Here is a 12,504-nt window from a genome sequence, read left to right as displayed (position 1 = left end):
GGCCCCTCCGGCAGCTGCGTCCTGCTCAACAACGCCGCCTTCGACAAGGTCCGCGAACCCGGCAAGAACCTCATCCGGCGGGCCCGCGTCGAGCGCGTGAACTGACCCCGGGCGGGGCCGTCCGGGCCCCGGGCGCCGGGGCGGGGGTACGGGCGGGCCGTCCCCCCGCCCCGGCGCCCGCCCCTCCCGGGCCCGCCGCGGCCCCCGTGCGGGCGGCCCCGCCGGTTCTCCACAGGACGGCCCCGGCGTGTCGGCGCGTGCCGCTAGGCTTCTCGGATGGCCCTTCCGGACACTTCCCCCGATACCTCCGACGCTCTGCAGGTGCTGCACCGCGTGTTCGGATACGACTCCTTCCGCGGCGAGCAGGAGGAGATCATCGAGCAGGTCGTCAGCGGCGGCGACGCGCTCGTGCTGATGCCGACCGGTGGCGGCAAGTCGCTCTGCTACCAGATCCCGGCGCTGGTCAGAGACGGTACGGGCGTCGTGATCTCGCCGCTCATCGCGCTCATGCAGGACCAGGTGAACGCGCTCAACGCACTCGGGGTGCGGGCCGGATTCCTGAACTCGACGCAGGACCCGTACGAGCGGCAGGCCGTGGAGCAGGCCTTCCTCGCCGACGAGCTGGACCTGCTCTACCTCGCCCCCGAGCGGCTGCGGACGGAGAGCGCCCAGCGGCTGCTGGACCGCGGCCGGGTGTCCGTCTTCGCGATCGACGAGGCGCACTGCGTCGCCCAGTGGGGTCACGACTTCCGCCCCGACTACCTCGCGCTGTCCATGCTGCACGAGCGCTGGCCCAAGGTGCCGCGGATCGCACTGACCGCGACGGCCACCAAGGCCACTCACGCGGAGATCGTGGCGCGGCTCGGCCTGGAGGACGCCCGGCACTTCGTCGCCAGCTTCGACCGGCCGAACATCCAGTACCGCATCGTCCCCAAGAACAACCCGCTCAAGCAGCTGCTGGACCTGATCCGCACCGAGCACGCGGGGGACGCCGGGGTCGTGTACTGCCTCTCCCGGGCCTCCGTGGAGAAGACCGCGGCCGCCCTGGTGGAGCAGGGCATCGACGCCGTGCCCTACCACGCCGGTATGGACGCCCGGGCGCGCGCGGCGAACCAGGCCCGGTTCCTGCGGGAGGAGGGGGTCGTGGTGGTGGCCACGATCGCCTTCGGCATGGGCATCGACAAGCCGGACGTGCGGTTCGTGGCCCACCTGGACCTCCCGAAGTCCGTCGAGGGCTACTACCAGGAGACCGGCCGCGCAGGCCGCGACGGCGAGCCCGCCACGGCTTGGCTGGCGTACGGCCTGCAGGACGTGGTGCAGCAGCGCAAGCTCATCGACGGTTCCGAGGGGGACGAGGCGCACCGACGCTCGCTGGGCATGCACCTGGACGCCATGCTGGCGCTGTGCGAGACGGTCGAGTGCCGCCGGATGCGCCTCCTGGCCTACTTCGGACAGACCGGCTCGCCGTGCGGCAACTGCGACACGTGCCTGACGCCGGGCGAGTCCTGGGACGGGACGGTCGCCGCGCAGAAGCTGCTGTCGACGGTGTGGCGGCTGGCGAAGGAGCGGCGGCAGAAGTTCGGCGCGGGCCAGATCATCGACATCCTGCAGGGCAAGAAGACGGCCAAGGTCATCCAGTTCGACCACGACGCGCTGTCGGTGTTCGGCGTCGGGGCGGACCTGGGCACGGCGGAGTGGCGCGGCGTGGTGCGCCAGTTGTTGGCGCAGGGGCTCCTGGCGGTGGAGGGCGACTACGGGACGCTCGTGCTGACGGAGGGCAGCGGCGAGGTGCTCGGCGGCCGCCGCAGCGTGCCGATGCGCAAGGAGAAGGCGCCCGCCTCGCCCTCGCGCAAGGAGGGCGGGGCCCGCTCGGGGAAGGGCGCCCGCGTGCCGGTCGACCTGCCGGCCGGCGCCGAGCCGGTGTTCCTGGCGCTGCGCGCCTGGCGGGCAGAGACGGCGAAGGAGCAGGGTGTACCGGCGTACGTCGTCTTCCACGACGCGACGCTGCGGGAGATCGCGACGCGTCTGCCGGCCACGGAGGAGGAGCTGGCCACCGTGGGCGGCGTGGGCGAGGCCAAGCTGGCCAAGTACGCGCAGGGCGTCCTGGACACCCTGGCGGGATGCGGCGCGGCCGCCGCGGTCCCGGCTGCGGCCGGGGCCGCCGCTCCTGCCGTTCCCGCCGCTGCTTCCGGTCCGGCGCCTTCCGGACCAGCCCCTTCCGGTCCGTTGCACGACGAGCCGCCGTTCGACGAGCCGCCCTTCGACGCGGACGAGATGCCTCCGCCTCCCGGGGACGACGACTGGCGCTGATCCACCGGCTCCGCCGCCCGCAGGCGGCCCGTTCGACCGGACACCCGATGGGGCCGGGCCGTCACCTGACGGCCCGGCCCTTCCCCGTACGCGCACCAGGTGTGGCCGGACCGTCACGCGCTGCGTCCGGCGGAAACCTGCACATCGTGTCCGCGATCTCGACAGGCGGCCCATCCGGCCGCTTCGACCGGTCCGGCCGACCCTGGCGTTCTCGACCGGTTCGCCCCGATGCGTTCCCCCGCGCCAGCACACGGCCCGTATCTGTTACTCGATCCCGTGAAGATCTCGCCACCATTCGGTGAATCAAGCTGCACGTCCGCCGCGAAAGGCTTTCCTCCGCCCGTGATGGCCGGTCAACGGAATTGGGTGGGCGGCCCGTTCGCGTGCTTACATCTCTCGCATCGCGGCACCGGACAGAGGTTGCCGCGGTGAATTCCTCCCCCCATGGAAAGGTGCGCCATGCGCAACGACATCGAGACCCGTGAGATCGACGACACCGAGCTGGACGCCGTCTCCGGCGGCATCATCAGCGTGTCCGGCGGCCTGGCCGGCGCCGTGACCAGCGACGTCAACACCGTCGTGGGTGTCGTCGGCTCCCTCGACACCGTCCAGGCGGCGACGGGCATCGTCTCCCACGTACCCGGCCTCGCCACGGGCATCACCGGTGTTTCCGTGAACGCCGGTCGCGCCGGTTTCTGATCGGGACATCCCGATGAGCCCCGGAGCTTCCCCCACGGCTCCGGGGTTCACGGCTGCCCCTTTGCCCCACCGTTTCGCATGCAGTCGAAGGAATGGTCCGTGCAGTTTCGCCAAAAGGCTCTTTCCAAGCTGCAATCGCCCGAAGAACTCGATCTGCCCGTTCGCCTCGCGCGCCCCCAAGGACGACTCGTCCTGGCCGTGACCGTCGTCGTCATGGCGGTCGCGGGCCACTGGGCGTGCACCGGCACCGTGTCGTCAAGGCTGAGCGCGCCGGGCATCCTCACCCGTGCCGAGGGCAGTTACGTGCTCCAGACCCCGCTCGCCGGGCAGGTGACGGCCGTCCTCGCCGAGGAGGGCCAGGTGCTGGCCGCCGGCGCACCCCTGCTCACCGTCCGTACGGAGCAGGGCGAACGACCGGTGCGGGCGGTGACCGGCGGGCGCCTGACGACACTGGTGGCCAAGGTGGGCTCGGTCGTCGCCACCGGCGCGGACGTGGCCACCTTCGAGCGCGTGGACAACCCGCAGGACCCGCTGGTGGCCGTGCTGTACGTGCCGGGGAGCAGCGGCCCCGAGATCCCGGTGGGCGCGCCCGTCGACCTGAGCGTGCAGTCCGTCCCCCGGCAGCGGTTCGGCATGCTGCGCGGACGTGTCGCGGCAGTCGGCCGCGCGCCCCTGACACAGGCTCAGATCGCCGGGTTCCTCGGCGACGGCGGGCTCGCCGAACGCTTCTCCCGCCACGGCAGCCCGGTCGCCGTGGTCGTGCGGCTGGAGCGCTCCCCCGGCACCGCGTCCGGCTACCGGTGGTCCTCCGCGGACGGGCCGCCCCACACCGTCGACTCCCGGACACCGGTCACCGGCGCCGTCCGCCTCGCCGCGCAGCGCCCCGTCGACTGGCTGCTGCCATGAGCGCGCCGCGCAGGAGGAGGCCCCCGCAGCTGCCGCCCGCCGGACGCCGGCGCGACCGCCCCGGGCCCCGGCGCGGCTCCCGCCGCGGGCGCGCACCGGCCTCCGCGGCCGGAATGCGTACGCCCCGGCCCGTGCGCACCCCCACGGTGCTGCAGATGGAGGCCGTCGAGTGCGGCGCCGCCGCCCTGGCCATGGTGCTCGGCCACCACGGCCGCTTCGTCCCCCTCGAAGAACTGCGCATCGCCTGCGGTGTGTCCCGCGACGGCTCCCGCGCGAGCAATCTGCTCAAGGCCGCCCGCGGCTACGGCCTCAAGGCCAAGGGCATGCAGATGGACCTGGCCGCCCTCGCCGGGGTGCGCGGCCCGGCCGTCCTGTTCTGGGAGTTCAACCACTACGTCGTCTACGAGGGCACCGCCCGCCGCTTCGGGCGGCGGGGCGTGTACGTCAACGACCCGGGCAAGGGGCGCCGGTTCGTCCCGATGGAGGAGTTCGACACGAGCTTCACGGGTGTGGTCCTCACCTTCGAGCCCGGTGACGGCTTCCGCCGCGGAGGCCGCAGGCCCGGTGTCCTGGGCGGCATGCCGGCCCGGTTGCGGGGTACTTCGGGCACCCTGGCCGCCGCCGTGGTCTACAGCCTCCTGCTGGTCGTGGTCGGGGTGTCGGTGCCGGCGTTGAGCCGCACGTACATCGACATGTTCCTCATCGGGCAGCAGACGTCCCTGCTGGGCGTGCTTTTCGCCTCGATGGCCCTCGCCCTGGTCCTCACCGCCGTCCTCACCGGGCTGCTCCATGCCAATCTGCTGCGCGGGCACATCATCTCCTCGACGCTGGGCAGTGCGCGGTTCTTCCGCCACCTGCTCCGGCTGCCGGTCTCCTTCTACTCCCAGCGCAACCCGGCCGACCTGGTGCAGCGCCTGCAGTCCAACGACACGATCGCCGCGACCCTCGCCCGGGACCTGTCCGCGGCGGCGGTGGACGCCGTCGTGATCGTGCTCTACGCGGTACTGCTGTGGACATACGATCCGCAGCTCACGCTCGTCGGCGTGGCCGTGGCGCTGCTCAACCTGGTCGCCCTGCGCATCGCGGTGCGGGTGCGGGCCACTGGCACCCGCAAGCTGCGCGCCGAGACCGCCCGGCTGACCAACACCTCGTACGGCGGTCTCCAGCTCATCGAGACGATGAAGGCCACGGGCGGCGAGAACGGCTTCTTCCGCCGCTGGGCCGGCCAGCACGCCGTCACCCTCGACGTCCAGCAGCGGCTCGGCGTTCCCGGCGCGTGGCTGGCGATCGTCGCGCCCACCCTGGCGGCATTCAACAGCGCGCTCATCCTGACGATCGGCGGCCTGCGGGCGGTGGAGGGGCACCTCACCGTCGGCCTGCTCGTCGCCTTCCAGGCCCTGGTGACCAGCTTCACCGCGCCCCTCTCCCGACTGGGCGGCGTCGCCGGCCGGATCCAGGACTTCGCGGCCGACGTCGCCCGCCTGCGCGACGTCGAGGACTTCCCGGTCGACCCGGTCCATGCCCGGCGCGAGGCCGCGGCCTCGACCCGGCGCCTGAGGGGGCACGTGGAGCTGGAGGGCGTCACCTTCGGCTACAGCCCGCTGGACCCACCGCTGTTCGAGGGGCTGTCGCTTTCGGTCGGGCCCGGTCGGCAGGTCGCGCTCGTCGGCGGCTCCGGCAGCGGCAAATCCACCGTCTCGCGGCTGATCTCGGGCCTGCACACCCCGTGGGCGGGCGCCATCCGCATCGACGGGATGCGGCTGGAGGACATCCCGCGCGGCGCGCTGGCCGCTTCCGTCTCCTTCGTCGACCAGGACGTCTTCCTCTTCGAAGGCACCGTCCGCGACAACGTCACCCTGTGGGACCCGACCATTGCGGACGAAGCCGTCGTCGCCGCCCTGGAGGACGCCGCCGTCTACGAGGTGGTGGCGCGCCGCCCCGGCGGTATCCGCAGCCGCGTCGAACAGGACGGCCGCAACTTCTCCGGCGGCCAGCGCCAGCGCCTGGAGATCGCCCGCGCGCTGGTGCGCCGCCCCAGCGTCCTGGTGCTCGACGAGGTCACCAGCGCCCTGGACGCGGTGACCGAGCAGACCGTCATGGACAACCTGCGCCGGCGCGGCTGCGCCTGCGTGGTCGTCGCCCACCGGCTGAGCACGGTGCGCGACAGCGACGAGATCGTCGTACTCGACCGGGGCACCGTCGTCGAACGCGGGCGCCACGAACAACTCGTCGCCGCCCGGGGCGCGTACGCCTCGCTGGTCAAGGAGCACTGAGGTGACGTACCCGCACCACGCCCCGGCCGCCGTCCCCGAAGCGGCTGCCGATGCCGCAGCACCGGTCGCCACCGACCCGGTCGTGGCGGCACTGGGAGCCCTGGGCACGGCCGTCGACTGCGCGGGCGGGTGCAGCCTGCCCCTGGAGGGCCCGCATGTGCTGTGGCTGGTCGCGACGGGCGAGATGGACCTGTTCGCCGTGGACGCCGCGCGGGCCGGGCACTGGCACTTCCTGGGCCGGCTGGAGCCCGGCACCCTGCTGCTCGGCCCGGCCGAGGGCCCCGGGCACACCCTGGTCGGACGGCCCCTCCCGGGCTGCCGGCTGCGCCGCATCGAGCTGCGGGAGCTGTTCCGCCACCCGGAGCCCCCGCAGTACCACGGGTACCCTCCCTCCCCCCGGCACGCGCCGCACCCCGGATACGCGCAGTACGGCGCGGCGGCGGGGCCGACCCCGCTGGAGGACGCCTTCGCGCGTGGTGTCGGCCGCGGTCTGCGCGTGCTGTACGAGGCACCGCTGGACGGCGTCGCGGGCCCCGGCCACGGCGGGGGCGACGACGACATCCTGTGGATGGGGATCAGCCCCGGCAGCGTGCAGTACGGCGCCGTGTACGAGGCGGAGCCGGTCGGCACCCTCCTCGTCGACACGGCGATGTGGCAGGGCATGGTCGACCAGCAGTACCGGCTGCTGTACGCCTTGGACGACTGGATCGAACAGCTGGAGCGCGCCCACGAGGACCGCACGGCCGCCGGGATCGAGGCGGGCCGCGCGGCTCGTTCCGAGGCGGACCGGACCCTGCTGGCATCCATCGCCCGGCCCGGCCGGGACCGGCACCGGGGCGGGGACGCGGACGCGACGTGGGCCGTCTGCCGGATCGTCGCGGACGCGGCCGGGGTCACGCTGACCCCGCCGGGCGACGCCGGCGCCGCGCCGGAGCAGCTGGATCCCGTGGAACGCATCGCCCTCGCCTCGCGTATCCGCACCCGACCGGTCCGGCTCGTCGGGCGCTGGTGGCGGGAGAACAGCGGCCCGCTGGTGGGCCGCCGGGAGAAGGACGGCACTCCCGTCGCCCTGGTGTGGCGGCGCGGCCGGTACGAGGCGGTCGATCCCGCCACCGGCACGCGCGAGCGCGTCGGGAAGGGCAACTCGGCCGCCTTCGAGCCGCGCGCCGTCATGCTGTACCGGCCCCTGCCCGACGGGCGGGTGGGCCTGCCCGCCCTGCTCCGCTTCGGTCTGCGCGGCACCCTGCCCGAGCTGCGCAGCCTGCTGCTGGGCGGGCTGGTCGCGGTGGGCCTGGCCGCGCTGGTCCCGATCGGCACCGGCCAGGTCCTCGGCCGGTTCGTCCCGCAGGGCGAGAACGGCCTCATCGTGCAGACGGGGTTCGCGCTGATCGCGGCCGCCGTCGTCTCGGCCGTGTTCATGCTGCTGCAGAACACCGCTCTGCTGCGCATGGAGGGCCGCATCGAGGCCACCTTGCAGCCGGCGGTGTGGGACCGCCTGCTGCGGCTGCCGGCCCCGTACTTCACCGGCCGCTCCACCGGGGAGCTGGCCGGCGCTGCGATGGGGGTGAGCGCGATGCGCCGTGTCCTGTCGGGCATCGGCCCGGTGTGCGTGCAGGCGGCCACGGTCGGTGTGGTCGGCCTGGTGCTGCTGCTCGTCCACAGCGTGCCGTTGGCGATGGCTGCGCTGGCCGTGCCGGCCGTCGGCGCGGTCGTCTTCCTGGGCCTGGGGTTGTGGCAGCTGCGCCACGAGCGCCGGTTGAACACGCTGGGCCACCGGCTCGCGAACCAGGCGTTCCAGACCCTGCGCGGCCTGCCCAAGCTGCGTGTCGCGGCGGCCGAGAGCTTCGCGTACGCGGCGTGGGCGCGGGAGTTCGCCCGTACCCGCGAGCTGCACCGGCGGATCGGCCGGATACAGAACCTCGGCACGGCCCTCGGGGCCGTCCTCCTGCCGCTGTGCACCGTGGTGGTGTTCATGCTGCTGGCCGGACCGGCCCGGGGCTCCCTGACCGCCGGGGAGTTCCTCACCTTCAGCACCGCGCTGACGATGCTCGTCTCGTCCGTCACCCAGCTGACGGGGGCTCTCGTCTCGGCGGCGTCGGTGCTGCCGATGTTCGAACAGCTCGCCCCGCTCCTGCGCGAGACCCCCGAGGTGGGCCGCTCCCGTACCGCCCCGGGTGTGCTGACCGGCGCCGTCGAGGCCAGGAACGTGTCGTACCGCTACGGCGACGAAGGCCCGCTCGTACTGGACGATGTCAGCCTGCGGGTCGGGCAGGGCGAGTTCGTCGCGATCGTCGGCGCCAGCGGGTGCGGGAAGTCGACACTGCTGCGGCTCCTCATCGGCTTCGACGAGCCGACCTCGGGCAGCGTGCTCTACGACGGACAGGACCTGGCGGCGCTCGACCGGACGGCCGTGCGCCGCCAGTGCGGTGTCGTCCTGCAGAACGCCCAGCCCCTCACCGGCTCCGTCCTCGACTGCATCCGCGGCGCGGGGACGTTCTCGCTGGAGGAGGCGTGGGAGGCCGCGGCGCTGGCGGGCCTGGCGGAGGACATCGAAGCGATGCCGATGGGCATGCACACCATGCTCTCGGACGGCGGCGGCACCGTCTCGGGAGGGCAGCGCCAGCGGCTGATGCTCGCCCAGGCCCTGATCCGCAGACCGCGGATCCTCTTCCTCGACGAGGCCACCAGTGCGTTGGACAACGAGACCCAACGGGTGGTCATCGAATCCACCCGCGCCCTGCGGGCCACCCGTCTCGTGATCGCCCACCGGCTCTCCACGATCATGGACGCCGACCGTGTGGTCGCGATGGCGGACGGCCGGATCGTCCAGGAGGGCCCCCCGGCCGCCCTGCTGGCCGACCGGGACGGGCTCTTCCACAGCCTGGTCCGCCGTCAGCTGCAGTGACCACCGCGCTCAGCCGGCACCGTGAACGGGAGGAACCGGCCGGCCGGGCAGCGGACGTGCGGGAAACCGGGGGCCGTGGCCGTGGTGGTGGGAGATGGCCAGGACGACTCCCACCCAGACGATGACGCCGCTCCATGCCAGGAACCCGGAACCGGAGAAGCTGCCCCCCACGAGCATCAGGGCCGCGGCCAGGAGCAGCAGCACTGCCCCGGCGAGCCGGCGCACGGCGCGCCGTGTGCGCCGGCCGCTCCGCCGTCCGCTGTCGAGCTCGGCGAGCAACTGGTCCCAGACCGCCGTCTCGTGCGGTGTCAGTCCGTTCCCGGCCATGTGCGCCTCCCCTGCTGCCGAACCCGGGACGCGGTTACCCAGCAACGGCCGGACCATGTACCGGCGGGGGCGGCCGCCGGTGCGGTCAGGACAGGATCTCGACGAAGCCGTCGCTCCCGTGCACCCGGATCCGCCGGCCGTCCGGGATCAGCCGGGTGGCCTGCTCCACGCCGACGACCGCCGGCAGGCCGTACTCCCGGGCCACGACCGCACCGTGGGTCATCAGGCCCCCCACCTCGGTCACCAGGCCGGCGATCCCGACGAACAGCGGTGACCAGCTGGGGTCGGTGAAGGCCGTGACCAGGATGTCGCCCGCTTCCAGATCGGCCTGCGCCATGTCGAGGACGACCCGGGCCCGCCCCTCGACGGTCCCGGCCGAGACCGCTACGCCCGCCAGCGCGCCGGCGGGGACGTCGTCCCGGCGGTAGGCACCGCTCAGGGCCTCGCCGTCCGAGGTGAGCACCCGGGGCGGGGTGAGCGCGTGGTACGCCCGGAACGCCTCCCTTCGCTGCCGGACGAGCTGCGGATCGACGGGCAGGGCGGAGCGCACGACCTCGTGCAGTTCTTGGAAGGTGAGGTGGAAGGCGTCTTCCCGGTCGGCCAGCAGGCCCGCCCGCACGAGGCGGTCGGCCTCCTTCAGCAGAGCCTGCTTGTAGACGAAGGAGCGGCTGACGATGTGGTACTTCGGGTACTCCCGGTACCCGATGAAGGTGCGGACCCGGTCGATCATCCGCCGGGTCTCGGCGGCCTTCGCCGCCCCGTCCGGCAGGGCGCGCAGGCGTTCGAGCACGTCCTGCTCCTTCCGCTCGGCCTGCTGCCGGCCCTGGTCGAAGCGCCGCCGGGCGGCGCCCGGCTCGGAGTTGCGCACGTGGTCCAGGATCACCGGCACCAGCGTGCCGGGGCGTTCACGCCAGCGCGGCCTGGTGATGTCGATCTCGCCGACGCAGCGCATGCCGTAGCGGTCGAGATAGGCCTCGATGGCGGCGCGCGCTTCGGGGCCGCCCGCCGGCTTGTCCAGCCCGTCGAGGAAGTCGTCGTCCTGCACGTCCTGCAGGAAGGTCACCACCTCCGGCAGCGGGCGGACGACGTCGGCGACGTCGAGCAGGGCCAGTCCCATCTCCGACGTGATGTTGCCGGGGGCGGACAGCGTCAGCGTGTCGGCGGCGTTCTTCTCTCCCAGCCACTCCCCCAGCTTGTCGTTGAGCCACCACGTGGCCTCCATGCCCGCCGTGATCGCCTGCATGCTGAGGGGATCACCGAGGACGCGCTTGTGCTCCTCGAAGGACTCCAGCAGGAAGTCGAACAGTGCGGGCCCGCTCTTCGTCCGGATGTCGCGCTCCAGGGCCGCGAGTGACGCCCGGCTGCGCTCGATCAGCCCGGTGACGACGGCCGGATCGGTCGCGACCGGGTCCGGTTCGGCGGCGGGCGGCGGCCCGCCGAGGTCGGGGCCGGTGCCCGGGGCCGCGTCGGGGAGCGGCGGGAGGAAGTCCCCGCGGCCGATCACCGTCTCCAGCGCGTCCCTGACCAGCGGGTCGGCCTTCCCGAAGGCGTCCAGCAGGGCGGCGCGCCCGGCGGGCGTGGCCAGCCGCGGGGTGACGTCCACGAACAGCCTTCCGCCGGCCGCCTGCATCGGCACGAGGGCCGTCAGCTGCCACATGGAGAGCCCCAACGCCCTCATGGGGTCGGTCATCATCTGCCCGTGGCCGACGGAGACATAGACGCGGTCGGCCCGGTCGCGGCGCTCCGGGACGGGGAACAGGGTCGTGATGGGCCGGCTCTGCACGATGCTGAACTCGTCGTCCACCAGGCACCATTCGATGTCCTGCGGCCGGCCGAAATGTGCTTCGATCCGCCGACCGAGCCCGACCAGCCGCACCGCCTGCGCATCGGTCAGCGCCGGTTGCCGCTGCCGCTGCGCGTCGACCTCCACCTCCTGCGTACCGCCGGCGGGCAGGGCGGTCAGGGCACGTTGCTTGGCGGAGACCGTGCGGGCGACGACCTCGCCGTCGCGGACGGTGAAGACGTCCGGGTTCACCAGGCCGGCGACCAGTGCTTCACCGAGGCCGAATCCGGCGTCCACGGTGGCCGTCCTCCGGTTGCCGGTGACCGGATCGGCCGTGAACAGCACGCCGGACGCGTGCGGGAGGACCATCTGCTGCACGACCACGGCCATGTGCACCGTGCGGTCGTCGATGCCGTTGCGCCGGCGGTAGGTCACGGCGCGCTCGGTGAACAGCGAGGCCCAGCACCGGCTGATGTGCCGGAGGACCGCCTCGGTCCCCACGACGTTGAGATAGGTGTCCTGCTGGCCGGCGAAGGAGGCCGTCGGCAGGTCCTCGGCCGTGGCACTGGACCGCACCGCGTAGGCGGCCCCGGTGCCGTACCGGGCGAGGGCACGGGCGATCGCCTCCGTGATGTCGTCCGGGACGGCGGTTGCTTCGATGGTCCGGCGGATCTGCGCGCTGAGCGTGCGGACCGCCTCCCGGTCGTCCGGGCCCGCCTGCGACAAGCGGTCGAGCAGGCCGCGGACCCGGGGCGCCTGCTCGACGATCCGCCGGAAGGCCGCGGTGGTCACGCAGAAGCCTCCCGGCACGCGGACCCCTTCGATGCGCGACAGCGCGCCCAGGTGGGCGCCTTTGCCGCCGACACTCGCGACCCGGGTCTCGTCCACGTCGTGAAGGTCCCACACGTACTGCTCGTTCACTGCAATGCCTCCGGGGCGGTCGGGACTCGGGCGACGATTCTGCGCCCCGACCGGGCCCTTGCGGCAAGCCCCGGGTCACGCTATAAGTTGAGAGTGGCAAGGAGAGCGTCTTCTCCTTGCCTTTGTCGTTCCCGGCCCCTGGATGGTGCGGACGGGCCCCCGGAGCGGGCCGCCCCCGGCTTGCCGGGGAGGCGGCCCGGCCCTCAGCGGGCGGAGTCGGCCCGACGGTACCGGCGCAGGCCCGCCCGACGGTCCCGGCCCGGGAAGGGGTTGCGGCGCACGGGGGCGCTGGGGGCCGCGATCAGAAGACCGACGACCGCGATGACCGCGACGAGGACGAGCACGGTAACGACGTTCATGTTCCTGCCTCCCTCGGACAT

General features: G+C 73.3%; 8 protein-coding genes. 5 read left to right on the top strand and 3 right to left on the bottom strand.

Going from position 1 to position 12,504, the window contains the following annotated elements:
* The first annotated feature begins 276 nt into the window (after positions 1–276).
* From recQ to IF89_RS0116615, 5 genes are all read left to right on the top strand, one after another.
* On the top strand, positions 277–2,310 hold the full coding sequence (recQ, locus tag IF89_RS0116635; protein WP_030767814.1) for a DNA helicase RecQ: 2,034 nt from the start codon (positions 277–279) through the stop codon (positions 2,308–2,310).
* 459 nt (positions 2,311–2,769) lie between these two features.
* On the top strand, positions 2,770–3,009 hold the full coding sequence (locus IF89_RS0116630) for a hypothetical protein (RefSeq protein ID WP_030767811.1): 240 nt from the start codon (positions 2,770–2,772) through the stop codon (positions 3,007–3,009).
* A gap of 99 nt (positions 3,010–3,108) precedes the next feature.
* Positions 3,109–3,915 carry an HlyD family efflux transporter periplasmic adaptor subunit gene (locus IF89_RS0116625; protein ID WP_030767808.1) on the top strand — a complete coding sequence of 269 codons (807 nt, stop codon included), beginning with the start codon at positions 3,109–3,111 and terminating at the stop codon, positions 3,913–3,915.
* The gene (locus IF89_RS0116620; RefSeq protein WP_199820516.1) at positions 3,912–6,188 is read left to right on the top strand and encodes an NHLP family bacteriocin export ABC transporter peptidase/permease/ATPase subunit; all 2,277 of its coding nucleotides are present in this window, start codon (positions 3,912–3,914) and stop codon (positions 6,186–6,188) included. The genes IF89_RS0116625 and IF89_RS0116620 overlap by 4 nt, the downstream gene beginning before the upstream one ends.
* 1 nt (position 6,189) lies before the next feature.
* Complete coding sequence (locus tag IF89_RS0116615; protein ID WP_051807123.1) at positions 6,190–9,093, top strand: NHLP bacteriocin export ABC transporter permease/ATPase subunit; 2,904 nt, start codon at positions 6,190–6,192, stop codon at positions 9,091–9,093.
* A gap of 9 nt (positions 9,094–9,102) precedes the next feature.
* Here IF89_RS0116615 and IF89_RS0116610 read toward each other — a convergent pair whose 3' ends face one another.
* From IF89_RS0116610 to IF89_RS47015, 3 genes are all read right to left on the bottom strand, one after another.
* Positions 9,103–9,420: a hypothetical protein gene (locus IF89_RS0116610; RefSeq protein ID WP_030767800.1), complete on the bottom strand. Its 318-nt coding sequence runs from the start codon at positions 9,418–9,420 to the stop codon at positions 9,103–9,105.
* Between the two features lie 85 nt (positions 9,421–9,505).
* Entirely contained in the window at positions 9,506–12,124 is a 2,619-nt protein-coding gene (gene rph / locus IF89_RS0116605) for a rifamycin-inactivating phosphotransferase (RefSeq protein WP_030767798.1), read from the bottom strand.
* Between the two features lie 203 nt (positions 12,125–12,327).
* On the bottom strand, positions 12,328–12,483 hold the full coding sequence (locus IF89_RS47015; protein ID WP_199820515.1) for a hypothetical protein: 156 nt from the start codon (positions 12,481–12,483) through the stop codon (positions 12,328–12,330).
* Positions 12,484–12,504: the final 21 nt, after the last annotated feature.

Origin of the sequence: Streptomyces sp. NRRL F-2664 (assembly GCF_000719345.1) — a bacterium.
Taxonomy (GTDB): Bacteria; Actinomycetota; Actinomycetes; order Streptomycetales; family Streptomycetaceae; genus Streptomyces.
This window is presented reverse-complemented; position numbering and strand designations above follow the sequence as displayed.

Excerpts from the sequence above, each read along its gene's own strand:
- recQ (WP_030767814.1), top strand. The coding sequence starts at position 277 with ATGGCCCTTCCGGACACTTCCCCCGATACCTCCGACGCTCTGCAGGTG.
- IF89_RS0116630 (WP_030767811.1), top strand. The coding sequence starts at position 2,770 with ATGCGCAACGACATCGAGACCCGTGAGATCGACGACACCGAGCTGGAC.
- IF89_RS0116620 (WP_199820516.1), top strand. The coding sequence starts at position 3,912 with ATGAGCGCGCCGCGCAGGAGGAGGCCCCCGCAGCTGCCGCCCGCCGGA.
- IF89_RS0116610 (WP_030767800.1), bottom strand. The coding sequence starts at position 9,420 with ATGGCCGGGAACGGACTGACACCGCACGAGACGGCGGTCTGGGACCAG.
- IF89_RS47015 (WP_199820515.1), bottom strand. The coding sequence starts at position 12,483 with ATGAACGTCGTTACCGTGCTCGTCCTCGTCGCGGTCATCGCGGTCGTC.